Source organism: Aminicella lysinilytica, from assembly GCF_004362975.1.
Classification (GTDB): Bacteria; Bacillota; Clostridia; order Peptostreptococcales; family Anaerovoracaceae; genus Aminicella; species Aminicella lysinilytica.
The window spans coordinates 1-25,566 of sequence record NZ_SNXO01000034.1 but is presented as its reverse complement, the minus strand read 5'-3'; the positions used below and the strand labels follow the sequence as shown (position 1 = coordinate 25,566).

Genomic DNA, 25,566 nt, shown 5'->3' with positions numbered 1-25,566 from the left:
TTCGCAAGTTGCAAAAACTTCAACTAAAGTTTTTGATACTTGTATTATCTCAGATTCAGGTGGGTTTGAACAGGTACATGTGGTTTACCACTTACATCGAGAGGAGCAGATATTACTCTGCTCCTCCCTGATTATTATGCTGTTTTTACCGAAGTTGTCCCCAACTCCAGCCCCCAAATAACTTTGGAGTTTTTGGATATTCCCCAGTTCTGGCCCCCAAATTATTTTGGAGAAACCCCAAATAACTTTGGATACCCCTTAAAAGGATAGCCGCCCTGATGGGCGGCCGTCCTTGAAGTTCTAATCTTTAGCAAACTCTCACTCTTTTGCAATTGTCACTAAGTATATTATTTCCAATAAGCTGGAGTGCTGCCTGCTGCTGCATTGAATGTCACTGAAGCATCCACTGTTGTAGCTGCAGTGTAAGCTGTGTTAGCTGCTGGTGTAACCTTTACGGTGATGTTAGCAGCTGCTGCTACGTCAGCATCTGTAAGTGTATATGTTGCACTTGTTACACTTGCGATAGCTGTTGTGCCTCTGTACCACTGATATGTTACAGTTGCATCTTCCTGGCCAGTAGCCAACTTAGCTGTCAAAGTGTCTCCAACAACTGCGTTAGAACCTGCTGATTTGGCGATTGTTACAGTGCCTAATGCTACAGCTGCTACAGTTGTATTAGCCTGTAAAGTCGTTGTTCCTGAGTAAGTAGGTCCCATAGCGGTAGCTACTACTTTCAGAACCTGACCATAGTCAGCAGCAACCGGTGTGTATGTTTCGCCAGTTTCGCCAGCGATAGCCGTATTGCCTCTGTACCACTGAAGTGTATAGTCAGTTTTCCAGGTTCCTGAGAATTTAACTGCTGTGATTGCTGTTCCAACTTTAGGATCAGTAATTGTGCTCGCTGTTGTCAACAGTGTTGGTACCTTTACAATGTTAGTGATAACATTTGACTTAGCTGTTGATGCATAAGAGCCAGTACCTGTAATCTTGCAATATACAGAATGGTTAACATCATCTGCAGTTAGTACATATGTTGCATCAGTAGCAGATTCTATTGCATTGGCATCATTGTCTCTGTACCACTGATAAGTTACAGTAGCGTCTGTTGGAGCCTTAGTAGCTGTCAATGTGTCGCCAACCTGATTGGTTGTACGAGCAGGTGCAGCTGTCTTCATGGTTGTATTTTCTACAGTAACTCCTGTAACCTTGATTGCAGGTTTAACTGGTGTTGCTACATCCTTATCTGATGTAATTCCTGAATAAGCTGTTACGCCAGTAGGCAATACAATCTTCACGCCGTAGTACGCATTTGAGTCTGTCGGTGTATAAGTCTGACTTGTTGCATCCTTAATCTTATTTCCTTCTGCATAGAATAGTGTATTAGTTGTATATGTAGAAGCTTTATACCACTGATATGTTACTGTATCTGAAGCTGATGCTGGATCTGTAACTGCTTTCAGTACTTCGCCTGCGCATGCAGTTTCATCATTTGTGTTCTTTACAGAAACACCAGCGATCTCAGCGGCTGTAATAGTGAATACATCTGAATCATCTGATCCTGTTACTGAACCAGTTCCTGTAACCTTGCAGAAGATGCTGTTACCATAGTCAGCTGTAGTAGTTGTATAGTCTTTAGATGTTGCTCCACTGATAGGAGTAGATCCACTGTACCACTGATAGCTCAGACCTGTAGTAAGAGTTGCACCACTCTGATCAACTGCTGTTACAGACAATTTACTTCCAACAGTCTTAGCTCCACTGAGTGTAGCTGTCTTAACAGTGTTAGTAACGGCTGCTGTAGTTGCAACCAATGTACCTTTGACAAAAACTGTGGCAGTAGGTGCAAATGTTGCTACGCAAGTAAGTGTCTTACCTGTGTCTGCTGATACAGGTGTATAAGTAGCTGTGGCATTACCTGATCCTGTAGCTGCTGTCTGCTTAGTTGCATCATTGGCAACATATTCTGTGTACCACCGATATGTTACTGTAGCTCCTGTATAAGCTGTCTTAGAATCAGTTGCTTTCAAAACGGAAGCTGTTACTGACTTACCAACAGATACCGGACTTGACAGTGATATAGTTGCGACAGCGGATGGTTCCTGATTTACTGTTCCAAAAGTAACATCATACACGCCATTGCCAGCAAGAAGATCTGCTTCAGATGCGGCAACTTTGCATGTAACCATTTTTCCTAAATCGGCAACAATCGGTGTGTAAGATGAACCAGTCTGTCCAACCTGAATCATACCGTCCAAATACCACTGATAAGCTGCTGTTGCTCCAACAGGATTTAATACAGGTGAAACTGCTGTTCCTACTGTACATGATGTAACACCACCATTTGCGGCACCGAGCAACTTAACAGTAGCAACCTTAGCTGTTGTGGCCTTAGACTCAACTTTTCCCTGAGCATAAGTGAAGCCGTTAGCCTCAACCATGATCTGCTTACCGGCAGCTGCTCCGGTTACCTTATAAGAACTGTCTTTCTGAGCCTCGTCTGTAAGAGCAGTCTTAGTTCCGTCTGCTGCTACAGCATACCATGTGTACTTAGCATACTTAGTAGCTGGAGCGATGTTAGCTTTCAGAACGTCTCCAACAGTAATAGCAGTCATGCTACCTGTAGTCTCGTTAGAAATCGTGACATCTGTCAGAACTTTCTTAACTGAAACGTTCCAAGAAGCAGTTGGACCATACTTGGATTTAGCTGTGATGGTCACAGGGCCTGCTTTAGTTGCTTTAAGAGTAGTATACGCATACCAGTATCCGTTTACTTTCTTATACTTAGTTGAATACTTACCTTTTGCAAGGCTAGCATACTTGCTTGTGTTCAGACTCCAGAATGTTGTCTTGGAAGCCTTAGCAAGATTCTTAGGATTGAGTCTAACTCTGAAAGTCTTACTCTGTCCTACGGTCATTGAATAAGTTGCCTTAGTCGTCGGATATGATCTCGTTACGCTTGTAGCCTTCTTAGCAGTCGCTGCATAAGAAGTGAATGCCATCTGAGGCATAAAAGCGATGATGAGAGCGGCCGACATAAGAACAACAATCAACGCTTTGACACTTTTTGTTCTAGTCATAATTACCCTCCATTTAAAAATATTTGTTACTATGATACCTCTGTGGTTCCTATGTGCAGGGTGCACATGCTCTCCACCAAATAATCATAAATACATTATACTTCCAGCCAACTAAAGTTGTCAATCGGAAATACAATGTTCTTACTATTATCTTGTTCCCGGTATCAGGCCTTCCCTATTGAAGAACCCACTTACATCTCCGAAATCCCAGAGTTACCCCGTGGAAATTTCATAAATCCATTATACCTGTAACACACCAGTATGTCAACTCTAAATGTACCAGTTTTTTGTGAAAATTCCACATTTTCTAAGGATTACAGCCTTGTTTCAGGTCCATGGGTTTCAGGACTATTATGTACTTTCTGTTAAGGAAAAGTGACCGGAAATCCGGTCACTTTTCAGAAAGTAATATAACTATGTTCTACCCAAGTTATTTGATATTAAAGTGAGTATATGATTATGCTTCTTTCCTTGTAGCTGCGTCATGAAGATCCTCAGCCTTATCCCACTCAGCAATGATCTGAGGGATAACCTTGTAAAGGTCTCCAACGATGCAGAAATCTGCAACTTCCATCATAGGGCAATCAGCATCCTTGTTGATTGCTACGATGTAGTCTGATGTCTGCATTCCTGCCAGATGCTGGATGGCACCGGAGATTCCGCAAGCGAAGTAGATCTTAGGCTTAACGGTAGTTCCTGTCTGTCCAACCTGGTGTGACTGATCGATCCAGCCTGCATCAACTGCGGCACGGGATGATCCTACAACTCCGCCAACTTTGTCAGCGAATTCCTGGATAAGTTTGAATCCGGAAGCATCGCCCAGTCCACGTCCGCCGGAGCAGATGATGTCCGCGTCTGTCAGGGAAACAAGTTCCTTAGCTGACTTAACTACATCTACAACGTCGATATGGATGTCGCTCTTAGCAATAGTCGGCTTGTATGTAACGATCTCGCCTGTAGCTCCTTCAACTTTCTCTCTCTTCTGCATAACGCCAGGACGTACTGTAGACATCTGAGGTCTGGTGTTAGGGCAGATGATGGTAGCCATCAGGTTTCCGCCGAATGCAGGACGAGTCTGCTTGATACCTGTTGAAGTATCTTCCGGATCAAGTGTAGAGATGTCAAGTGTAGTCTTCTTCTTAGCGAATTCGATGTAGCTTGATACCTTTACGTCCAGACGTGTGCAGTCTGCTGTAAGTCCTGTGTTGCATCTTGCAGCGATTCTCGGTGCAAGGTCTCTTCCTATATGAGTAGCTCCGTAAAGTACGATCTCAGGCTTCATCTCATGGATGGCGTCTGTGATTACCTTGGTGTAGCCGTCTGTTGTGTACTGCTCAAGTAATGGATCCTGGATCATTATTACCTTGTCAGCTCCGTAAGCGAAACACTCAGCTGCCAGGTGGTCGATCTTGTTTCCAACCAGAACTGCGCATACCTGTGTGTCAGCGCTGATCTCATTAGCCAGTCTGTGACCTTCGCCGATGAGCTCCAGAGCTACGTTCATGAGCTTGCCTTTTCTCTGCTCAGCAAATACCCAGATGTGCTTGTAATCAGAAAGGTCAGCTGTTTCACCAGTCTGTACTTCCTTGATAGCACCGAATTTGCAGGCAGTCAGGCACTGATTACAAAATGAGCACTTAGCGTTGACTTTGCAAACTCTTCCAAGTTTGTTTCCATCATAAGGCTCGAACTCGAATGCGTCATAAGGGCAGGCTTTAAAACAAAGTCCGCAACCTGTACATTTCTCTTTGATAATTTCAATAGCCATTGTTAATCCTCCTCCTAATTAGATTACTTGCTTTTCCTTCAGGTTTACCAAAAGGTTGTCAGCGATTTCTTTTTCAGTGTCTCCGGTGATCACGATACCTTTTCCCTTAGGAGCAGGTGTGAATGATCTGAATACGTTAGTAGGAGAAGCTTCCAGACCAACTGTGTTAAGGTCTACTTCTATGTCCTTAGCGTTCCATGTCTTCATGGTCTTATCAGCGAAGATTCCGCTCATGTACATGTATCTAGGGCTGTTCAGCTCCTTGATAGCAGTCAGCATGCAAGGTGTCTGAAGCTTGATCAGCTCATATCCATCTTCCATCTGTCTCTTGACTGTGATAGTCTTCATGTCCTTGTCAAGCTCGAATTCCTGTACATATGTAACCTGTGGAACTCCAAGTTTCTCAGCAAGCTGAGGTCCAACCTGAGCTGTATCTCCATCGATAGCCTGACGTCCGCACCACAGAAGGTCGAAATCTCCGACTTTTCTTACTGCTGCTTCCAGTGTGTTGGATGTAGCCCATGTATCTGATCCGCCGACAGCTCTGTCTGATACCAGAATTCCGTCGTCAGCGCCCATAGCGATACACTCGAAAAGCAAATCGTTAGCCTGAGGAGGTCCCATTGTGATAACTGTTATATGAGTATCAGGATACTGATCCTTGATCTTCAATGCTTCTTCCAGAGCGTTAGCATCGTCGTGATTCAAAATGCTTGGAACGCCCTCTCTGATCAAAGTACCGGTCTTAGGGTTGATCTTGATAACGTTGGTGTCCGGTACCTGTTTAGCGCATACTATAATCTTAAATGCCATTTCTATTTCCTCCTTATCCTATTTCTTGAAAGTTTTTCCTGCGATAACCATTCTCTGAACCTCTGAAGTTCCTTCATAGATCTCAGTGATCTTCGCATCTCTCATCATTCTTTCAACCGGATAATCAGCAGTGTAACCATAACCACCGTGATACTGTACACATTTAGTAGTTACAGCCATAGCAGTTTCTGCAGCGTACAGCTTAGCCATAGCAGCTGCTTCTGAATAGTCCTGACCCTGATCTTCAGTGAATGCTGCCTTATAAACCAGAAGTCTTGCGGCTTCGATTCTTGTCTTAAGGTCTGCCATCTCGAACTGAAGTGCCTGGAACTGTGAAAGTTTCTTTCCGAACTGTTTCCTTGCATTCATGTAATCAACTGTTACGTCGAAAGCTCCCTGAGCGATTCCCAGTGCCTGTGAAGCGATACCGATACGGCCGCCGTCCAGTGTGTTCATAGCGATCTTGAATCCGCCGTCAACTTCTCCGAGAAGTCTGTCCTTAGGGATTCTGCAATCCTGGAATATCAGCTCTGTAGTTGATGAAGCGTGGATACCCATCTTATCCTCAGTTTTTCCGATCGAAAATCCCTTGTCTGTCTTGGATACGATGAAAACGCTGATTCCGTGGTTTCCCTTCTTCTTATCTGTCATTGCAGCTACAACGAATGTATCTGCATATCCGCCGTTGGTGATGAAGCACTTGGCTCCATTAAGTACCCATTCGTCTCCGTCCAGGACGGCTCTAGTCTGCTGTCCGGCAGCGTCTGTTCCTGCATTAGGCTCAGTCAGTCCGAAAGCTCCAAGCTTCTTTCCTGAAAGCAGATCCGGAAGGAATTCCTTCTTCTGCTCTTCTGTACCATATGCGTAGATAGGCCAGCAGCAAAGTGATGTGTGCGCTGAAACGATAACTCCTGTTGAAGCGCAGACTCTGGATAACTCTTCTACGGTGATAGCGTAGGATACTTCATCTCCACCTGCTCCGCCGTACTCGGTTGGGAAAGGAATGCCCATCATGCCGTATTTAGCCATCTTTTCGACGGTCTCTTCAGGGAATCTGTGTTCCTTGTCGATATCAGCAGCTAATGGTTCAACTTCGTTAGTGGCAAATTCTCTTACCATTTTCCTTACGAATTCCTGTTCCTTCGTTAGTTGAAAGTTCATGTAAATGCCTCCTTAAATTATAATAACGGTCCCTCTTGGAGGGAGGTTTTTTAACCGTTTAACTTGGGCTGTTCTCCGAAAGTTTATTTTTTAACAAGCATAAAACAGCACTATTTATAGTAAAACACTTTTGTATACTTTTTGCAAGTCATTTTTGTGCTTTTACCAGTTTGTGTTCACTCTATATAGGGGTGATGCGATTATGAATCACCTAACCTTTTCATTATGCATCTATCCTGACGATCTCCTCGGACCTGACGGCCGCATCTACGAGAGCGTCTACATCCAGCTTAGCCTCGGACTCCTCGATCCTTTCCAGCCTCGGTTTTGTTGTAGGATGCTTGGGCAGGAATACCGTGCAGCAGTCCTCGTAGGGCTCGATGGATTTGTCGTAGGTGCCGATTTCCTTGGCCATGTCCATTATGTCAACCTTATCCATGGCGATGAGGGGGCGCATGACGGGCATGGTGACGCAGGCGTCGGTAACGACCAGTGCCTCGGCGGTCTGGCTGGCTACCTGCCCCAGGTCTTCGCCGGTGACCAGCATCATGCAGCGGTTCTTCTCGGCAACTTTCTCGGCGATGCGCATCATGAAGCGGCGGACGAGGATGGTGGTTTCTTCCTCGGGGCAGTTCTGGACGATCTGTTCCTGGATGGGAAGAAGGTTGATTATATGTATCTTCATAGGGCCGGTGTAGCCGGCGACTATTGCTGCCAGTTCTTCTACTTTCTGCTGGGCTCTGGGGCTGGTGTAGGGGTATGAATGGAAGTGGACGGCTTCTATGATCATGCCGCGCTTGGCCATCATCCAGGCGGCTACGGGGCTGTCGATGCCTCCGCTGAGGAGGACCATTCCCTTGCCGTTGGTGCCCAGGGGCAGGCCGCCGAAGCCCTGGATCTTCTCGTCGAAGATGTATGTCCTGTCGTCTCTCAGGTCTACGTAAAGTCTGCAGTTGGGGTCGTGGACGTCGACTTTCAGGACTTTACAGCCTATGAGGACTTTGGCTCCGATTATTCTGGCTATATCCGGGGACTTGACGGGGAAGTTCTTATCTGCGCGCTTGGCCTCGACTTTAAATGTCTTGATGCCGCGCTCTTCTATCTGTTTCAGCATGAATGCTACGGCTGTCTCTCCTATCTTGTCCAGGTCGGATTCGCACTCGACGGCGGGGCTGATGCTGGCCACGCCGAAGACGCGGGATACCTGGCGGATTATGGTGTCTGCAGGGATGTTCTTATCTGTGCGCACGAAAATCAGCCCCTCATGTCTGCTGACTGTGGTTCCTTCTATGGAACTGAGGTTTTTCCTGATACGTGTGACGAGGGTCTTCTCGAAGTATGGCTTGTTCATGCCTTTCAGGGCGACTTCGCCGACGCGTACTATGTATATGTTCTGTTCGTTCATTTGCTCTCCTTATGTTATTCGGCGCGGGCTGTGGTTTGCCGCGCCGACGCGAATCGACCCGATTCGACTTGATCCGTCGATTCGCCTCCCCTAAACTTGCACTGCCGGCGCTAACGGAAACTGCCCAGACGGCGGAAACGCTTCACCGACTTCTCCAGACTGTCCAGCACCTGATCCATTTCATCTATCGTATTGTAACGACTGAAACTGAAACGCAGGGCCCCTTCTATCTCTTTGTGCCTGAGGCCCATGGCCGAAAGCACGTGGCTTTGTCCCTTTTTGTGCGAGGAGCAGGCCGAGCCCGTGGACACGTATATTCCATCGCTCTCTAGAGCGTGGAGCAGGACCTCGCCGCGGCATCCCAGGAAGGAGACGTTCAGGATCGACGGGCATGAGTCTTCCGGGCTGTTGACGCGGATGTCTGCGATCCGGTCGCGAATGCCGGCTTCCAGGTAGGCTTTCAGCTTGTCTATGCCGACGCCTGCGCGGGTGGCTTCGGCTTCGGCCTCGGCGAGTTTGCAGGCTACGCCCATGCCGACGATGCCGGGCACGTTCTCTGTGCCGGATCTGAAGCCGCGTTCCTGACCGCCGCCGAGGATAAGTGGCGGCATATAGTTATTGGCGCCCATGTAGATGGCGCCGACGCCTTTAGGTCCGTGGAATTTGTGGGCGCTGACTGTAATGAAGTCCGCGCCGGTGTTTTTCAGGTCCATTTTGCCGTAGGCCTGGACGGCGTCTGTGTGAAACAGCGCATCGTGTTTATGGGCGATGTAGGCTATATCGTTTAGTGGCATTATGGAGCCGACTTCATTGTTGACGGCCATGATGGAGACGAGGATGGTGTTATCATCGACTTCTTCTTCTAATTGTTTCATATTCAGGTGGCCCTGGTCGTCTACGCCGATGTATGTGACGTCGCAGCCGTTCTGGGTCAGGCGCTTGCAGCCTTCCAGGACTGCCGGGTGTTCTATGGCTGATGTGACTATCTTGTTACCTTTATGTTTACGGGCGTTGCTTACTCCGTAAAGGACTGTGTTATCACCTTCGGTTCCGCCGGAGTTGAAGTATACCTGTTCTGCGGGTACTCCAAGGCTTTCGGCGAAAATGGCGCGGGCCTCGGTTACGTGGTTCTCGGCGTTGAGTCCTGCCTGGTGGAGGGATGACGGATTGCCGTAGTCCTCCTGGGCTACCCGGACCATGGCCTGGGTGACTTCATCTGCTTGTCTGGTTGTTGAGCTGTTGTCAAGATAGATCATTTGTTGTTCTCCTAATTTAGTTAATCTGGGCCCGAGCGGCCGGGCGGCGATGTGGCCCGGGCGGCGATGTGGCCGGGCGGCCGGGCGGCGATGTGGCCGGGGGCGATGTGTTTTATGATAAATCGTCTTTTTCGTGGTCTAAAATACGAAAACTGCTATAATTTTCTGTGTAGTCTAGTAGTTCCGTATAATTATGCTCCATTATACATCCGCCTCAGTTGGTATTACGGTTTCTTGTCACACGACCATCACATATATTAATTGTAAGTTAATTTACAAATGCTAATTTCTGTACTGAAGGCCAAATGTTTCTCATGACTTCCTGCGAATTCAGATTTTTGAATCCTCATATCGCGATTTGACATAAAACACATCGTCTGAATTTATCCAACTTTCGATCACTCACGATTATCTCGTATAAATATCGAGAAATGGTGAATAATCGTCATTATCATCATTATCGTGATAGTCGAAGGCCGGCAGCCGAGCCGGCATCATATTGCGAAGGCCGGCGGTCGAGCCGGCGGCGGCTAAGCCGTATTTTGCAATACGAAAGGGGCTCGGCGCCAACGGCGCTGCAGCCCCCTATAATTCGTGTCTTTTGGCATGGCATTTGCGATTGGCGAAAACACATTTGCCATCGATTGGCGAAAACACGTTTGCCATATGCTGTCTTTTGCCATGCTGTTTTATTTAGCGTAGTCGATAGCGCGGGTCTCGCGAACCACGTTGACTTTGATCTGACCTGGATATTCAAGCTCAGATTCGATACGCTTGGAAATGTCGCGGGCCAGCAGAGCCATATCGTCGTCTTTTACGTCTTCAGGCTTGGCTATGATTCTGATCTCACGGCCGGCCTGGATAGCAAATGATCTGTCTACGCCAGGTGTGGTGTTTGCGATTTCTTCCAGTTTTTCAAGTCTCTTGATGTAAACGTCAAGGGTCTCGCGGCGGGCGCCCGGTCTTGCTGCGGACAAAGCGTCGGCTGCGGCGATAAGTACGGCCTCGGTTGTTTTCGGCTCGTAATCACCGTGGTGAGCTGCGACGCCGTTTATTACTGCGTCGGACTCCTTGTATTTCTTCAGGATCTGGATGCCGATGTCTACGTGTGTGCCTTCATATTCATGATCAAGGGCTTTGCCGATGTCATGTAGAAGACCTGCGCGCTTGGCAAGTTTGGTATCCATTCCCAGTTCGCCGGCCATAAGGCCTGCGAGATGTGATACTTCGATAGAATGCTTAAGGACGTTTTGTCCGTAAGATGTTCTGAAGTGCAGACGTCCCAAAAGTTTCACAAGTTCAGGATGCAGGTTGTGTATGCCGGCCTCGAATGTGGCCTGCTCGCCCTCCTCCTTGATTACCTGATTGACTTCCTTCTTGGCTTTCTCGACCATTTCCTCGATCTTAGCCGGGTGGATACGTCCGTCAACTATTAATTTCTCCAGGGCTAGGCGGGCAACTTCCCTTCTGACAGGGTCGAAGCCTGATACGATGACTGCTTCCGGCGTGTCGTCTATGATAAGGTCAACGCCTGTAAGAGTCTCGATGGCTCTGATATTTCTACCTTCGCGGCCGATGATCCTGCCCTTCATATCATCATTCGGCAGGTTTACGACTGACAAAGTACTTTCTGCAACGTGATCCGCGGCACAACGCTGGATAGCGCCGGTGATGATTTCCTTTGCTTCCTTGTCTGCGTCCTCCTTGGCCTTGGTCTCGATGTCCTTGATCATGACCGATGCCTCGTGGCGGCAGTCCTTCTCGATTCCTTCCAATAACAAAGTCTTGGCTTCCTCTGCTGTGTAACCGGAGATCCTCTCCAGTTCGGCGATCTGCTTATTGTGATAATCGTCGATTTCTGCTTTCTTTCTTTCTATGTCCTTCTCGTGCTGCGTAATGCGTTCTTCTTTTTTCTCGATGCTCTCTAACTTTCTGTCGGCCGTCTCTTCCTTCTGGACGATCCTTCTTTCTGAACGCTGGACTTCGGCTCTTCTCTCGCGAACTTCTTTCTCAACGTCGTTTCTCATTTTATGCGCTTCTTCTTTTGCTTCTAAAGTTATTTCTTTCTTGATAGTGTCGGATTTATTCTCAGCGTCTAAAATTAAATTCTTTGCCTTTTGTTCGGCACTTCCGATGGTTTTCTCACCAACATTTTTCCTTAGAATATATCCAATCAAAAGCCCTACGACTAATGATACTACTACTGCAATAACCGTTATAATCATTGGAGACATTAACGCACCTCCTTTTCATGTTATTAATTTTTGTCTATTTTCTCAAAATAATCTGCATTACGTAATTAAATCTTGATATATTTACATCATTTATATTATAATGTTCTAGTCAGCATTATGTCAAGAACAAAGGGGAAAACATGAATTATTTTTTAAACCTACTAAAGAACATCGACAAGGTGGCTCTGACTGTGGTCGGTATCCTTGCTGTCATCAGCGTTCTGATGATCGGCAGTACCCAGATCAGCAGCGGCTTCTGGTCTCGAGATGTGATAGTCCAGATCGGCGCGTACGTTATCGGACTGATCCTGCTGACTTTCATATTGTATATAAACTATTCGATTTTTAACGGCACTGGCAAATATCTGTATATTCTTGCCATTGCCTTATTGCTATTGGTCTATGTTCCGGGCCTCGGCTTAGAACAGTACGGCTCGCGGGCGTGGATAAACCTGGGCTTCACGACAGTTCAGCCATCCGAGTTCGTCAAAGTACTTTTTGTGCTGATCATGGCCGAATACCTCAACAAACACCACGAGGACCTTTACAGTTTCAAAGGCCTCATGAAGTCTGCCATCGTGGCGGCGCCGATAATCGTCATCATCCTGAAGGAGGACTTCGGCAGCGCCCTGGTGTTCGCAGTCATCTGGCTGGCCATGATTTTCTTCGCCGGCGTCAGCATGAAGGTCTTCGCCAAGTTCATCGTCCTGGTCATGGCCTGCATCCCGCCAATGTACCTGCTTATGGCAGACTATCAAAAGGAAAGGATCTCGGCGTTCCTGCATCCGTCGAATCTGTCTCTGGGCAGTAATTATCAGGTGTGGGAATCGAAAATAGCCATCGGCAGCGGCGGAGTCTTCGGGCAGGGCCTGTTCAAAGGTTCGCAAAAGGCTCTTGATTTCATCCCTGTACAAAAATCGGACTTTATCTTTTCGGTTATTGTGGAGGAGCTGGGTCTGATCGGCGGTGCTGTGGTCATCGGCCTGTTTACGATCCTGCTGGTCCGCTTCATGCGGGCAGCCATCAACGCTTATGATCTGTACGGCGCGTTGATTGTGGTCGGATTCATCGGAATGTTTATCTTCCAGATTTTCGAAAATATCGCCATGACAATGGGTCTGATGCCGGTAACCGGTATCACTCTCCCATTCCTGAGCTACGGCGGAACTTCGATTCTGAGTAATATGATGGCTCTCGGATTTATCTTATCCGTCAGCGTCCGAAGTAAAGGAATCAATTTCTGATAATGTAAGATGTGAAATGTGCGGCTTTACGGATATGCAGATGTGCGGCTTTACGGCCGCACATTTTTATTTTGTCTAAGGGCCGGCCGGGCGTGGCGGCCTGACTGACTGGCTTGCGGCCGCCGGCTGCCGACCCGGCGACCCGCAGACATGTTTTCCAACAAAACGCTGTTTCAAGCGCTTCAGAAAAGAACTCACGCACGGTTTAGAGAAAATTCATGGCAAATAGTGCGGATTCTGCCTCGTTGATGAAGAATTGGAGTCCTTCAATTCTGATTCTCTCACATAAATACCAGTTATTGACATCGAAATGTCCGTTGATCCCATATTATCTGCGGCTAAAGCCCTGATTACGAGAGAAGTTCTTTTTTTAGATGGCGATAATGGCAATCTGTTGGAAAACAACTATTCTCATTATAAGCAGCCCTTGCCTGATTCCCCATATTCCCCAGCCCAGCTTCAAAGACGGTCGTGCTCCAGGTACCTCCCCGAACACTTTGCCTATTGTTCCACCGATGGTACGATCATGCATGAGTTTATGCATAGACTCCATGCGCGCGCCAGCCCGGATCCCCCTGCCGACCATACCGCCAGACTCCTTGAAATCGCCGGCACACAGAACATCACCAACCGTACCTGCACTTACAAAGTCATTTGAAACCACAGTACCTACAAATTGTTCATGCGGAAAAAAGTGATCGGAGAACATTTCCGTTATCGCAAATCAGCTTTTGATCTTGCCCCCTGGCAATGCATGTAATGCTGTGTGATGCCAGGTATTGGAATTGGCGCTGGCCGCAGATTCCTGCAGGCGTTGCAAATTGGCCGCTGGCCGTCCGCTGGCCGCGTGGCCACTCCCTGCCTCAATTCGGCAGGGACGTTTTTGGTCATGGTTTGCGAAGATGAATATGTTTATGCATAACTGTACCATTGATGGAACGATAGCCTATGTGTGCTGAGGGGTATTCCGGGCGGGGATAAATGGCTGGCTTCGGTTTGTCAGGTTTCTTCTGTTGCTTCGATCCATTCGGATATGGTCATTACAAGTACACTTTCACCAACGACTGCCATGAAGAATCAGGGTTGCAATTAAACGATAAAACGGCTAAAATATTCTTAAGTACTAAGGGAAAGAAAGGGCCTGTATCAGACAGGCTGATTGAGTTGCTTGGATACATCGAGCACCCGGAAAATGTACCTGAGAAGCCGCTTTATCGCAATATCGAAAACGAAGTAACGAAAGTGCGGCTTGATCCCGAAGGGAGGCACAGTTATATGTTAGTAGAAGCAAAGATAATGGACGCTCGCAGATATGGTCGTGAAGAAGGTCGTGAGGAGGGTCGTGAAGAAGGCCGCGAAGAAGGTCGCAAGAATGAGAGGAAAGAGATAATCTGCAAGATGCTTGAATCGACTTCCAAGGAAGAGGTCTCCAAACTGACGGGACTGAGTCTGGACGAAATCGAAGAACTGATCAAGTAAATAAGATGCACAGATAATTATTATGTGGGTCTGGTTATGATGTGCGGCTTTGGGGCCGCACGTTTTTTTGTGTAAAAAAAAGCGGGCATTCGCCGCTATAAATTTTCTGTGAATATTATTCAGTTTTTTACTATCTGGTGAAAATCTCAAATAAGTGTTTTATGTCGATTGGCTGTTTTAGGGGGGTCAAAATCTGAATTCGTCATTTGCGGCTAGGCTGTGATGCACGGTTTAGTCAAATTTACCTGCAAATAGTGCGGATAACGAGTTGACTCGGAGCACTTGGGCGGGCCTTGCACTTGGTTTTGTACAATCTGCAAGTTTTTGGTTGTTCTAGAGTCGGTGAGCATGCATAATCATCGAATAATTATCCATATTCTCATTATAGAAATCAAAATTCATATTTAGCAAGGCGAAAATCGCGATTTTACATAAAACACATCGCGGCGCGGCGACACGAGGCGGGGTTAGCGCGGGGCGGCACGAGGTGGGGTTAGCGCGGCGCGGCGGCACGCGGCGAGGTTGCACGCGGCGGAGCGTCTACTCGGCTCCGACTTCAGCATCAGAGGCAGCGCCGGCTGCAGTTGCTGCTCCAACTTCGACTTCAGCATCAGCATCAGCTGCGGCATCGGCTTCGGCTTCGGCAGCCTGGAGGCGACTCACAATATGCTGGAAGTTTGCCTGGATGTATGTGCCGGTCTTCAGAACAATCGGAATGCCGAGATTCGTTGAAATATTAATATTTTCATCATTTTGAATCACGCCGATCAGCTCAGGGCGAACCAGAGTCGAAATCTCGCGAAGGCGAGGGATGTAGCCGGCAGACATGAGCTCAGCAATGACTTTGTTCAAAATTATATAGCGCTCGGAGATGCCCAGCTTCTGGAGCTGGCGATCCACGATGTCGGCGTCGCGGAGGGCGGCGTATTCCGGCGTAGTCACTATGATCGCGGCGTCGGCGCCGGCGGCGGCAACTACAAGGCCATCGTCGATCCCTGATGGAGCGTCGATAATCATATAATCAAACTGATCACGGAGTTTTTCGCAGAGGACGCGAGCGTGGAGCGGAGTCAGATCGCCTTTATCGCGCTCAGGAGAGGCACCTATTATATGCAGGTTTTCGAAGCGGCGGTCTTTGATCAGGGCCTGCTTGATGTGGCAGACGCCGGTCATAACATCATAAACATCGTAAACTACGTGACTTTCGAGGCCAAAGTAGAGATCCAGATTTCTGAGGCCCAGATCCATGTCAACTATCACCACGCTGTTGCCCTGCTGAGCCAGCGTAGCGCCAAGGTTAGCGGCGACCATGGTTTTTCCGGTGCCACCTTTTCCCGATGCTATAACGTATACCTTTCCCATCTTTTCCTCCAATCGCTGTGTGCGGGCGAGCCGCGCGCCGGGCGAAGCCCAGCGGGCTTTTGCCGCGAGCCAAGTGCGAGCCGCGCGCCGGGCGAAGCCCAGCGGGCAAAATGCGAGCCAAGTGCGAGCCGCGCGCCGGGCGGCTAGTTTGCCTTGGTTGTGCCGTCCTCGTCTGTGGTGGACGTGCTGCCGACCTTGCTTCCGTAAAGCTTCAGATACTTGGCGATTATGGCCTTGTTGACCGGGGCTGCGTTACTTGAGTAGCCGCCCTGGATCAGCAATGTGGCGACGGCGATCTGAGGATCGTCGGCCGGAGCCATTGTCACTGTCCACGAATAATAATCATATGAGCCTTTGCTCGAGTCGATCATCGACTGTGTTATCTTGTAATTGCTGGCCTTCATGACAGCATCGTCAACCGTATCATCCTTTGACGGATAACGGGACGGACTGGACTTCATGAGCTGAGCCATGATTTTCGTCACCTGGGACCAGGTCACCTTGGAACCTGCGGAGGAATTCAAACTGCTCAGATGATTCTTCACATATTTGACCTCGCTCTTCGGCTGCGGCGTGCCCTGGTTCTCGGCAGTACCGGTCTTGCCGGCTACGTCGACGCCCAGAGACGAGAATACGCCTGCCAGAGTTCCGCTTTCCGTTACACGCTTCATGCCCTTGATGACATTCTTCACGTTACTTTTGCTCACGTTTATTTTACGGCGGTCCGAAGACTTGTCGACCAGGCCTTCACCCTCGACGCCCTGAACGACGCTGGCCCTGTTATAAGTGGCGTTATTTCCGAGAGCGGAAATATATGTAGCCATCTGCAGCGGCGTGTAGGCGTTATCTCCCTGTCCGATACTGATATTGAACTGGTCGCCCGTAGTCCACTGAGCCTGGATGAAGTAATCATACTTCAGAGCCGAAGCCACACTGTCTATCTTGCTGCTTTTGATATCAGTCTTACTGTCCAGTCTCTTGCAGATGGTCTCGTAAGACGGGTTCTCCTCTATCCAGCCGGTGATCAGGTCCAGCTCATCTGAGAGCTTGGAATAATCATTGGCGATCTTCTCCGGGAATATCGTGTGAGCCTTACCGTAAAGATAATTCCACGCACTGAGCTTCTGAGCAGCCATTTTGCGCTTGGCCGATGCCAGTGGCACCACAGACTCATCAAGCTCTATGCCGGTTTTCTGGCCCAGGCCGAACTCCTTCGCCGTCTTCAGGATCTTGTCCACGGTGATCTTGGTGTTGTAGCCAAGGGATGCGCCCGTGCCCCAGTCCTTGCCGGTGGCGATGCAGAAGAAGTAATAGTTGCAGGAATTTCCGATGCCCCACTCCAGATTCTCGCTGCCGTGGTTGCCGCCGTAATCGTTCCAGTTGGAGCAGGCGAAGGTGTGGCCGCCCAGCTTGATGTATCCCTTATCGTAAATCTGGCGGTTAGGGTTCAGGCCACATTCCAGGGCCGTGACCGCGGTGATCGGCTTGAAAGTCGAGCCCGGGGCTACTGCCGTCTTGGTGGCGTTATTATACAAAGGTGCCGGGGACAAAGAATCCCTCGGGTTGTCTGCCTGAACGGATTTCCACGCTTTGGTGGATATGCCGCCGGCAAAGATATTCGGGTCGTAGGTCGGGTAGCTGGCCATGGCCAGGACTTCGCCTGTTTTCACGCTCATAACTACCACGGCGCCGCTCTGGCAGCTGCCGCCTACGGAATTGATCCTGCTCTTCAAAGTAGTCTCTGCGGTTTTCTGCAGGCTCAGATCTATGGTCGTAAAGACGTCCTTGCCCTTGACAGGCGAGGTGTTGCTTACAGTGGAAACGTACTCTCCGGCGCTGTTTACCTTTATCTTCTTGACGCCGGCTGTGCCGTGGAGAGAACTCTCGTATGAGGACTCCAGGCCGTCGATGCCGATCAGGTCTGAAGAACTGTATCCAAGTTTATCTACATAGTAGGAGGTCTCGCTTTCGGAGATGCTGCCCATGTAGCCGATAATGTGGCAGGCTGTGCTGCCGTTAGGATAATAGCGCTTGTACTGTGACGATATGGAAGCGCCCTTGATATCCGATTCTTCCACTGTGGCGATGGTCTTATTGGACACGCCCTTGGCAATGGTGATCGGTATGTATCTGGTAAAGCCGTTGGTGGCTATTTCATTCCTGATGATGAATATCTTCCTGGCTTCGCTGTCGCTGAGGCTGGCTTTGACATCATAGTATTTCCTCAATGCCGCAAAGCATGACTTGGCTGTCTTGGCTTTTGAAACTTTTTCGTCTCCCCACTTAGACAGGAACTGCTCTTTCTCTGTGGTGTAGGTGTAGGTCATGGTCTTGGCGCTTATTGGAATGGTCAGGTTGTGGTCATCCTCAAGCTCCGTCATGGCGTCATACCTGGACACACTGTTGGAGATCTTATACCTCTTACGCAAAGCTCTGAAGGCCTGGCTTGCGGACATGCCCTCGGGCAGGTCGTTCTTCTTCAGCCAGTTCTGTATCTTCCTGTCGTAGGTATAATAAAAGTCTCCGTTGCTGTCGATCTTGATCGGGAAATTGTCTGTGTATTTATCTCCGTTGGCCTGCAAAGTGTTGATCAGGTCTCTGGTGGAGTCGTTGATCTGGGCCGTTGTCATACCGCTGGAGCTGTAAACTACAGTGAATATCTGTTTATTGGTGGCAATTACCTTGCCGTTACGGTCATATATATTTCCCCTCGGTGCAGATGTGTATATGGACTTGGTGCTCTGCTCGTTGGCTTCGCCGGTCCACTTGCTGTTCTGAAGTACTGATAGTACGAATACTCTGGCTACTAAAATAGCCATGAGTATCAGAATGACGCTCACTATAATATAATACCTGCTGCTGAAGATTTCTTTTCCTCTGTTTATTTTCATCCGAAATACCTATCTGTTCTGTGCGGTGTAACTTTTCTGATCATAATAAAATAAATAATCATGAAGATCACGGCGTCGAACAAAATCTGCCATATTATAGTCTTCATTGCATATAAATATCCGTAGTTGCTGCCGGCTATAGTTGCTATGAGCCAGTATACAGTCTGGTAGACCCAGGTGACCAATATGGCCAGCACTGCCGAATTCACCAGATTCTCCACATTAAAGAACTTTTTGAACAACAGTATACCCGCTTCTACAACGATTATGCTGAGCATTCCTATGCCCACATATGGCCCGCTTACGATGTCCATAGCCAGAGCAAAACCTGCTCCCATGGCCATCCAGCCTACGTTTTCATCGTAGACGTATGTAAGGGCTGCCGCCAGGCAAAGTATCAGGTTCGGCACTATGCCGAGGCCCGGTAACAGGCTGAATAAGAAAGGCTGCAGTAAAAACGCAGCCAGAAATGCTATTGCCCCTTTCCAGTACCTGTTCATATAAGCACCGAAACTTTCTGCAGGGCCTTGAAATCAACTGCAGGCTTAACTGTTACAGTCTGAAGCTGCTGATTGCTGTTGTAAGTGACTTTGGTTATGATTCCTATCTTGATCCCCGCTGGGTATTTGCCCATGCCTGAGGTGATAAGCGTGTCTCCCTCGGAGACTGTGGCGTCGCTGTCCAGTGTGAAACCGGTAAGCTCGCCGTCTGATGTGTTGTCCAGGATGCCTAATATCTTCAGGTTTCCGGAGACCTTGAAACTGATTTTGCTGGTGGCATCGACGATGGATGTGACCTTGGCCCAGCCGCGACCGACTGATGTGACCTTGCCCACGAGGCCTTCGCCGCTGACTACTACGGAGCCCTTCTTGACTCCCTTCTCGGTTCCCCTGTTGATAGTGAAAATATTCATCCAGTTGGTGCCGTCCATGGAGATCACGTCTCCTGAAACAATGTCCGTGGTCCCTCCGGCTCCTTTATAATTCAAGGAACTCTTCAGGCTGTCCAGCTGCTGAAGCTGACTTGCCGTGAGAGTAAGAGAAGTTACCTTCTTCTGGAGTTCCTGATTTTCCTTCTTAAGCTGCTCATTCTCTTTCTGCAGTGACTTATAGGAAAAAATGCCGGAAACTCCTCCGGACACTTTTTCTGCCGCAGTAGTAAACGGACTTGTGAGTTTACCCAGTACTGAGCCTGCTGCTCCGTCGGCAGCCGAGCCGCCTGACGAGACTGAGTAAATCAAAAACCCTACCGCGAGTATTATGGCTATGCAAAGAAAACTCACGAGCTTATGCTCTTTGATCCATCTCATCCCTATATATCCTTATCCTCTGTGTACTGTGCTGGCGTAGATCTTCAGCTTCTCAATATCGTTGAGGCTCATGCCTGTGCCTGCTGCCACTGCCTCGAAGGCGTTGTCTGCAACGGCGACTTCCATGCCGGTACGTTTCTTGATTACTTTGTCCAGATTCTTAATGAGTCCGCCACCGCCAGAAATCATCATGCCGCTGTTTGCAATATCCGCGGCGATTTCCGGTGGTGCTTTCTCAATGGTGGATTTGACTCCGTCTACGATGATATCTACTGACTCCTGAAGGGCCATCATCATGTCTCTGTTGGTTACGTCCATAGTCTTAGGAAGTCCTGAGATTATGTCGCGGCCGCTGGCCTTGACTGACTGGATTATTTCGTCTCCATTTCCGTCCAGGTCCATTACGGCGCAGCCTACTGCTATCTTCAGGTTCTCGGCTGTTCTCTCGCCTATGAGAAGAGCGTGTCTCTTTCTCATATACTGGATTATGGCCTCATTAAACTTGTCGCCTGCGTATCTTATGGATGTGGAAGCTACGATACCGCCTAAAGCAATGATCGCTATGTCGCTGGTGCCTCCGCCTATGTCTGCTATCATGCAGGCTGTGGAGCTGTCTACGTCGCAGCCGGCTCCGATAGCCGCTGCCATAGGTTCCTCCAGAATATATACTTCTGTAGCGCCCATCTGTCTTACGACTTCTTCTACAGCTCTCTTCTCTACTTCTGTAACTCCGCTCGGTACTCCTACGACTACGCGGAAGTTCTTGACTTTATTTGCCTCTACTGCTTTCTCTATGAAAGCCTTCAGCATGTCGGCAGTTCTGTCGAAATCTGAAATGACTCCGTCCTGAAGTGGTCTGATAACGCTGATGTTAGCCGGCGCCTTTCCTATCATTTTCTTGGCGTCCATTCCTACGGCCAGTGTCACGCCCCGCCTTTTTTCTACTGCTATTACAGATGGTTCGTTGAGAACGATCCCGCTGTCCTTGATGTAAATCAAGGTGTTGGCGGTCCCCAGATCGATACCCATATCCTTCATCAGCACTTTAAACATTTATTCTTACCTCCAAATTGCTTTGCCTGAATTATTTAATAAGTTCCATAGCCCGCAGGCTGCTGAAACTTCCATCGCCTATTATTATGTGGTCGAGTACTCTGATCCCAAGGACCTGTCCCCCTCTGACCAGTCTGTTGGTGGTCTCTATATCCTCATCACTTGGACTCGGATCTCCACTCGGGTGGTTATGCACCAAAATAACTCCCGCCGCGCTCTTCCTGATTGCCTGACTGAACACCTCGCGGGGATGCACTATAGTACTCGATAATTCTCCGACTGACACATTGTCTACGGAAATAACTTCTCCCTTGGCGTTGACCATGACTGATTTGAAATGTTCTTTCTTCTCATATCTCAGTTCTTCCATGAAGAGATCTGCTACTTCGTCGGAGTTGGTCAGGGCGACCCTGCGGGCCCCGTGACTGACGGCCATGCGCTTTCCCAGTTCTACTGCTGCCAGGATGCTGCAGGCCTTGCTGGTCCCTATACCGCTGATTTCCAGCAGTTCGTCCAGCCCTATGCTTCCCATACCACGTAGCCCATCGTCGCAGATGGACAAAACTTCTTCTGCCAGGTGTATGGCAGAGTTGTCTCTGGTACCGGTGTGGATGATAAGGGCGAGGAGCTCTGTAGTTGACAGGGCTCCCGGGCCCGATTTGATCAATTTCTCTAATGGTCTTTCTTCTTCAGGTAAGGATCTGATCAGCATAAAAACCTCCTATGCTAATTATTACCTGAACCCATTCAACATCGATCCGCTGTTCAATCACTAAAACAGCAGATGAAAGTAAATTTAATTATATCAGTTTTCACATACTTATACAAGGGCAAATTGCCTATGTTTCAATGATATAACGCGGGCCGGCCGGCGGCCGGACATGGTCTGCACGGCTGGATGGCCGGCGGCCGGGCGTGGTCTGCGCGGCTGGATTGCCGGCGGCCCTGCGTAGCCTGCGCGGCTGGATTGCCGGGCCGGGCCCCGCGTTAACATTTTCTTACAGTCTATGCATGAACAGTCCGCTGCCCAGTTTAGGCTCGAACCATGTTGACTTAGGCGGCATTTCCAGTTCGCCGTCGGCAACTGCGAAAAGCTCGTCTACGCTGAGCGGATACACTGCGATAGCCAGCTGCATGTCGCTGTCTGCTCTTCTCTTCAGCTCTTCCAGTCCTCTGATCCCACCGATGAAGTCGATTCTGTCGCTGGTCCTCGGATCCTTGATGTCGAGGATCGGATCAAGCAGATTCTTCTGCAGGATGGAAACGTCCAGGGCTCCAATGATATCCCCCGGGACAAGCTTATCTGCAGCGGTCATTTTGTACCATTCGCCATCGATATACATTGAAAATTCATGCTTGTGTGCCGGTCTGTATGGGTCTGCGCCCATGTTCTCCAGGTCGAAACCCGCAGCCTTTACCTTTGCGAAGAATTCTTCTTTGCTGTTTCCGTTCAGGTCTTTCACGACTCTGTTGTAGTCGTAGCACTTAAGGTCTGTGTCAGGAAGGATGGCAGCCATGAAGTAATTGAATTCTTCGTCGCCGGTGTAGCCCGGATTCTGCTCTCTTCTCTTGGCTCCGACTTTGGCGGCTGATGCGGATCTGTGATGTCCGTCTGCGATGTACAGGGCCGGGATCTCCTTGAACAGGTCTGTAATGCCCTTGATCAGCGCGTCGTCGTCAATGACCCAAAGTGTGTGGCCTATGCCTGTCGGGTCTGTGAAATCGTACTCAGGGTCGTGGGCGTTCATGAATCCCTCGACGATGGTGCGGATCCTCTTATCGTCTCTGTATGTGAGGAAAACCGGCTCAGTGTCTGCGTTGCAGGCATCAAAATGATTGATCCTGTCCTGCTCTTTCTCGACTCTGGTCAGCTCGTGTTTCTTGATGGTATTGTTCATGTATTCGTCGACGCTTACGCAGCCTACGATGCCTGTCTGGTAGCGGCCGTCCATCTTCTGTCTGTAGATGTAAAATGCCGGCTTATCTTCTTCGATGAAGATCCCCTTCTGGAGTCTCTCGTCGATGTTTGTCTTGGCCTTCTTATAGACTTCCGGGCTGTAAACGTCTTCTACCTCAGGCAGATCGATTTCTGATCTGCAGATGTGCAGAAAGCTGTAAGGATTGTCCTTAGCCATTTCTGTTGCCTCTTCCCTGTTCATTACGTCGTAAGGAAGTGACTCAACTTTTTCAGCGTACTCTTTGGCAGGCCTGATAGCCTTGAATGGTCTTACTGTTGACATTTTTCTTTCTCCTTTGCTTATTAAATTAATTGGTTATATATTCATAGATTTTATTGATTGTCTCGTTTATGGTCAGGTGGGTGGAGTCGACTTCTATGGCGTCTTCTGCCTTGCACAAAGGGTTCAGCGCTCTGTGTGAGTCGTTGTAGTCTCTCTGTTCGATGTCTTTCAAGGTGTCGCTGAAGTTGACTTCCTGGCCTTTCTCCTGCAGTTCTCTGCAGCGTCTGTGGGCTCTTTCTTCGGCTGTGGCCGTCAGAAAGAATTTATATTGCGCGTCTGTGAAGACGTTGGTGCCGATGTCGCGCCCGTCCATGACTACGTTGGTCTTATGGCCGATGGCTCTCTGTTCTTCCACGAGCTTGGTCCTTACGGCCGGTGAGGCCGCGCAGGCTGATGCTGCCATGGAAACTTCCGGCGTCCTGATCTTACTGCTGACGTCTGCGCCGTCCAGGTAAATGACTCCGCTTCTATAGTCTATTTCTGTCTCCTCAAGCATGGCTTTCAGTTTTTCTTCTTCTTCGATACTGACGCCCTGCTGATTCATCTTGTAACCTACGGCTCTGTACATAGCTCCCGTGTCGATGTAGTCGTAGCCGAGTTTCTCGGCTACGGCCCTGGCGATGGTGCTTTTGCCGGCGCCGCTGGGTCCGTCGATGGCGATTCTGATGGTTTCTTTCATGTGTTACTCCTGTTTAAAGTCAGCCGCGGCGGCAATGCCCGCTGGGCTTGCGTTGGCCCGCTGGGCCGCTGAGCTTGCTTTGGCCCGCTGGGCCGCAAGCCGCGTGCCAGCCGCACTTCCTTTTGCGCAACAGCCGGTCGCAAGCCGCGTGCCAGCCGCGCCGCTACTTCTCGTCTTTGTTGCCGACCAGCTTCTCTATCTCTTTGATAAACGTGTTGACGTCAGTGAACTGGCGGTAGACTGACGCAAAACGAACATAAGCAACTTCATCGACTTTCTTCAACTCATCCATTACGAGTTCGCCGATGAACTCACTTTTTACTTCCTTTTCCATTAAATTGTTGAGGCCGCGCTCAATGTCATTGGTCATGCGCTCGATCTCGGCCATTGGCACAGGCCGCTTCTCGCAGGCTTTGATTATGCCGTTGGCTACCTTGTCTCGGTCAAATGCCTCGCGCCGGCCATCTTTCTTGATTATCATGATGATCGACTGCTCGATTTTCTCATAGGTGGTGAACCTCTTGCCGCACCGTTCACAGCCGCGACGTCTGCGTATGGCATGACCGTCTTCTGTAGGCCGGGAATCGATGACCTTGGTTTCCTGGTTTTCGCAATAAGGACACTTCATCTTCTAACCTCCCTCGCGTTTATGGCCACTGATGGCGGGTTTCTTGCTTGCGGCGCCGGATCCTGTGGCCCGTGGCGCCGTGCCCAGCCACTGGTGCCAACACACGCACAATTATTTTACTACATATCGCATTTCTGTGCAACGATTCTTGGAAATGTTTCTATAAATTGTGTTCGCGGCCGGCGGCGTGGGCGCCGGCCAACATGGCGACGGCGGCGGCCGGCTGATGCGCGGCCGGCATGGCCGGCTGATGTGTTTTATGTCAAATTGCAATTTGGGGTTACAAAAATCTGAAAAACCTATTTCTGGCTTGCCTCTGTAAAGGGCGTTTGTATAATTACACATAGTTGCCGCTAAGTATACTGTAAATAAATGGTGAATATGCATTTGGGCAGTTGCCAGGTTGCTTTTTGTTATATTCTGGTTAGACTACTAGGCCGCATTTCTGTACTACAGTAAAATTATGGTTCGGATGCCTCTGCGAATTCAGATTCAAGTAGACGGTTTTCGCGATTTGACATAAAACACTTCTGAAAATACAGCCTCTGGCCTGAAGCTCCACTATAATTTCGATAATAAATATGCATGGGGCCCGGCAACTGGCCGCGGCGCGCCGGGGCACGTTCGCGGGACGGTCCGGCGGCCAGCAGGCTGGCTGGGATCTTCGAGGACTCAGCCGCGCACCTCCTCTTAAGAATTTAGGCCAATACGTGCGCTCACGCACGTATAGCCCCTTATCAAGGGATCAAGGTGCGTTTTATGATTTCCCAATTGCATTTCCGCACGTATCTGTGATTCTCAGAGCATGAAGGTGCGCATATTGTAATTTCAACGATTTGCTGTGCACTTATTAGCCCTTTTCAAAGATAAAAGGTCAAGTCCATATTTGTGTGTAAATTCACTTTCAAGCATATATCAAACTACCTTTATGCTGCTTTAAGCATTTTCTGTTGTTTCTCTGCTATTT

20 protein-coding genes are annotated in these 25,566 nt (G+C 48.9%); 3 read left to right on the top strand and 17 right to left on the bottom strand.

The features are described from left to right. Positions 1-181 (top strand): hypothetical protein (locus EV211_RS10820; RefSeq protein WP_207668007.1); only part of this gene is annotated, 181 nt, incomplete at its 5' end. 166 nt (positions 182-347) lie between these two features. Here the strand turns inward: EV211_RS10820 and EV211_RS08625 are convergent. The 7 genes from EV211_RS08625 to rny all read right to left on the bottom strand — a co-directional run bounded on the left by EV211_RS08625 (position 348) and on the right by rny (position 11,714). Continuing rightward, a complete protein-coding gene (locus EV211_RS08625) occupies positions 348-3,077 on the bottom strand; it encodes a hypothetical protein (RefSeq protein WP_133529032.1) in 2,730 nt (909 codons plus the stop codon). 457 nt (positions 3,078-3,534) lie between these two features. Next, positions 3,535-4,845 (bottom strand): FAD-binding protein, encoded by a 1,311-nt coding sequence (locus tag EV211_RS08620; RefSeq protein ID WP_133529031.1) that lies wholly within the window; start codon positions 4,843-4,845, stop codon positions 3,535-3,537. An 18-nt stretch (positions 4,846-4,863) separates the two neighbouring features. Next, positions 4,864-5,658, bottom strand: coding sequence for an electron transfer flavoprotein subunit beta/FixA family protein (locus tag EV211_RS08615; protein WP_133529030.1), 795 nt, complete (start codon positions 5,656-5,658; stop codon positions 4,864-4,866). 18 nt (positions 5,659-5,676) lie between these two features. Further along, complete coding sequence (locus EV211_RS08610) at positions 5,677-6,819, bottom strand: acyl-CoA dehydrogenase (protein WP_133529029.1); 1,143 nt, start codon at positions 6,817-6,819, stop codon at positions 5,677-5,679. A gap of 223 nt (positions 6,820-7,042) precedes the next feature. Continuing rightward, a complete protein-coding gene (gene thiI / locus EV211_RS08605) occupies positions 7,043-8,224 on the bottom strand; it encodes a tRNA uracil 4-sulfurtransferase ThiI (RefSeq protein WP_133529028.1) in 1,182 nt (393 codons plus the stop codon). 110 nt (positions 8,225-8,334) lie between these two features. After that, positions 8,335-9,480 carry a cysteine desulfurase family protein gene (locus EV211_RS08600; protein ID WP_133529027.1) on the bottom strand — a complete coding sequence of 382 codons (1,146 nt, stop codon included), beginning with the start codon at positions 9,478-9,480 and terminating at the stop codon, positions 8,335-8,337. A 689-nt stretch (positions 9,481-10,169) separates the two neighbouring features. Further along, the gene (rny, locus tag EV211_RS08595) at positions 10,170-11,714 is read right to left on the bottom strand and encodes a ribonuclease Y (RefSeq protein WP_133529026.1); all 1,545 of its coding nucleotides are present in this window, start codon (positions 11,712-11,714) and stop codon (positions 10,170-10,172) included. Between the two features lie 140 nt (positions 11,715-11,854). Between rny and EV211_RS08590 the strand changes: the two genes are divergently transcribed. Further along, positions 11,855-12,958, top strand: coding sequence for an FtsW/RodA/SpoVE family cell cycle protein (locus EV211_RS08590; RefSeq protein WP_133529025.1), 1,104 nt, complete (start codon positions 11,855-11,857; stop codon positions 12,956-12,958). Positions 12,959-13,328: 370 nt separating this feature from the next. Here the strand turns inward: EV211_RS08590 and EV211_RS08585 are convergent, their stop codons facing one another. Then, entirely contained in the window at positions 13,329-13,622 is a 294-nt protein-coding gene (locus EV211_RS08585; RefSeq protein WP_133529024.1) for a hypothetical protein, read from the bottom strand. 317 nt (positions 13,623-13,939) lie between these two features. On the opposite strand from EV211_RS08585, the gene EV211_RS08580 reads away from it, so the two are divergent. Continuing rightward, positions 13,940-14,437 (top strand): Rpn family recombination-promoting nuclease/putative transposase, encoded by a 498-nt coding sequence (locus EV211_RS08580; RefSeq protein ID WP_133529023.1) that lies wholly within the window; start codon positions 13,940-13,942, stop codon positions 14,435-14,437. Positions 14,438-14,977: 540 nt separating this feature from the next. Here EV211_RS08580 and minD read toward each other — a convergent pair. The 9 genes from minD to nrdR form a co-directional block, all read right to left on the bottom strand. After that, complete coding sequence (gene minD, locus EV211_RS08575; RefSeq protein WP_133529022.1) at positions 14,978-15,799, bottom strand: septum site-determining protein MinD; 822 nt, start codon at positions 15,797-15,799, stop codon at positions 14,978-14,980. A gap of 143 nt (positions 15,800-15,942) precedes the next feature. Then, positions 15,943-18,690: a penicillin-binding transpeptidase domain-containing protein gene (locus EV211_RS08570; protein WP_133529021.1), complete on the bottom strand. Its 2,748-nt coding sequence runs from the start codon at positions 18,688-18,690 to the stop codon at positions 15,943-15,945. Beyond that, on the bottom strand, positions 18,687-19,190 hold the full coding sequence (locus EV211_RS08565; RefSeq protein WP_133529020.1) for a hypothetical protein: 504 nt from the start codon (positions 19,188-19,190) through the stop codon (positions 18,687-18,689). Before EV211_RS08565 ends, EV211_RS08570 begins: the two co-directional genes overlap by 4 nt. Further along, positions 19,187-19,999, bottom strand: a complete 813-nt coding sequence (gene mreC, locus EV211_RS08560; protein ID WP_133529019.1) for a rod shape-determining protein MreC — start codon at positions 19,997-19,999, stop codon at positions 19,187-19,189. The genes EV211_RS08565 and mreC overlap by 4 nt, the downstream gene beginning before the upstream one ends. Positions 20,000-20,011: 12 nt before the next feature. Continuing rightward, a complete protein-coding gene (gene mreB, locus EV211_RS08555) occupies positions 20,012-21,052 on the bottom strand; it encodes a rod shape-determining protein (RefSeq protein WP_133529018.1) in 1,041 nt (346 codons plus the stop codon). Between the two features lie 31 nt (positions 21,053-21,083). After that, positions 21,084-21,764 (bottom strand): RadC family protein, encoded by a 681-nt coding sequence (gene radC, locus EV211_RS08550; protein ID WP_133529017.1) that lies wholly within the window; start codon positions 21,762-21,764, stop codon positions 21,084-21,086. A 286-nt stretch (positions 21,765-22,050) separates the two neighbouring features. After that, positions 22,051-23,292: a DUF1015 domain-containing protein gene (locus tag EV211_RS08545; protein ID WP_133529016.1), complete on the bottom strand. Its 1,242-nt coding sequence runs from the start codon at positions 23,290-23,292 to the stop codon at positions 22,051-22,053. Between the two features lie 25 nt (positions 23,293-23,317). After that, positions 23,318-23,971, bottom strand: a complete 654-nt coding sequence (cmk, locus tag EV211_RS08540) for a (d)CMP kinase (RefSeq protein ID WP_133529015.1) — start codon at positions 23,969-23,971, stop codon at positions 23,318-23,320. 163 nt (positions 23,972-24,134) lie between these two features. Beyond that, positions 24,135-24,599 carry a transcriptional regulator NrdR gene (gene nrdR / locus EV211_RS08535; RefSeq protein ID WP_133529014.1) on the bottom strand — a complete coding sequence of 155 codons (465 nt, stop codon included), beginning with the start codon at positions 24,597-24,599 and terminating at the stop codon, positions 24,135-24,137. Between the last annotated feature and the right edge of the window lie 967 nt (positions 24,600-25,566).

Coding starts and splice junctions, on each gene's coding strand:
- EV211_RS08545 (WP_133529016.1), bottom strand. CDS start 23,292: ATGTCAACAGTAAGACCATTCAAGGCTATCAGGCCTGCCAAAGAGTAC.
- radC (WP_133529017.1), bottom strand. CDS start 21,764: ATGCTGATCAGATCCTTACCTGAAGAAGAAAGACCATTAGAGAAATTG.
- EV211_RS08610 (WP_133529029.1), bottom strand. CDS start 6,819: ATGAACTTTCAACTAACGAAGGAACAGGAATTCGTAAGGAAAATGGTA.
- EV211_RS08615 (WP_133529030.1), bottom strand. CDS start 5,658: ATGGCATTTAAGATTATAGTATGCGCTAAACAGGTACCGGACACCAAC.
- mreC (WP_133529019.1), bottom strand. CDS start 19,999: ATGAGATGGATCAAAGAGCATAAGCTCGTGAGTTTTCTTTGCATAGCC.
- EV211_RS08600 (WP_133529027.1), bottom strand. CDS start 9,480: ATGATCTATCTTGACAACAGCTCAACAACCAGACAAGCAGATGAAGTC.
- mreB (WP_133529018.1), bottom strand. CDS start 21,052: ATGTTTAAAGTGCTGATGAAGGATATGGGTATCGATCTGGGGACCGCC.
- minD (WP_133529022.1), bottom strand. CDS start 15,799: ATGGGAAAGGTATACGTTATAGCATCGGGAAAAGGTGGCACCGGAAAA.
- EV211_RS08565 (WP_133529020.1), bottom strand. CDS start 19,190: ATGAACAGGTACTGGAAAGGGGCAATAGCATTTCTGGCTGCGTTTTTA.
- EV211_RS08580 (WP_133529023.1), top strand. CDS start 13,940: ATGGCTGGCTTCGGTTTGTCAGGTTTCTTCTGTTGCTTCGATCCATTC.
- EV211_RS08590 (WP_133529025.1), top strand. CDS start 11,855: ATGAATTATTTTTTAAACCTACTAAAGAACATCGACAAGGTGGCTCTG.
- EV211_RS08570 (WP_133529021.1), bottom strand. CDS start 18,690: ATGAAAATAAACAGAGGAAAAGAAATCTTCAGCAGCAGGTATTATATT.
- EV211_RS08625 (WP_133529032.1), bottom strand. CDS start 3,077: ATGACTAGAACAAAAAGTGTCAAAGCGTTGATTGTTGTTCTTATGTCG.
- cmk (WP_133529015.1), bottom strand. CDS start 23,971: ATGAAAGAAACCATCAGAATCGCCATCGACGGACCCAGCGGCGCCGGC.
- rny (WP_133529026.1), bottom strand. CDS start 11,714: ATGTCTCCAATGATTATAACGGTTATTGCAGTAGTAGTATCATTAGTC.
- thiI (WP_133529028.1), bottom strand. CDS start 8,224: ATGAACGAACAGAACATATACATAGTACGCGTCGGCGAAGTCGCCCTG.
- nrdR (WP_133529014.1), bottom strand. CDS start 24,599: ATGAAGTGTCCTTATTGCGAAAACCAGGAAACCAAGGTCATCGATTCC.
- EV211_RS08620 (WP_133529031.1), bottom strand. CDS start 4,845: ATGGCTATTGAAATTATCAAAGAGAAATGTACAGGTTGCGGACTTTGT.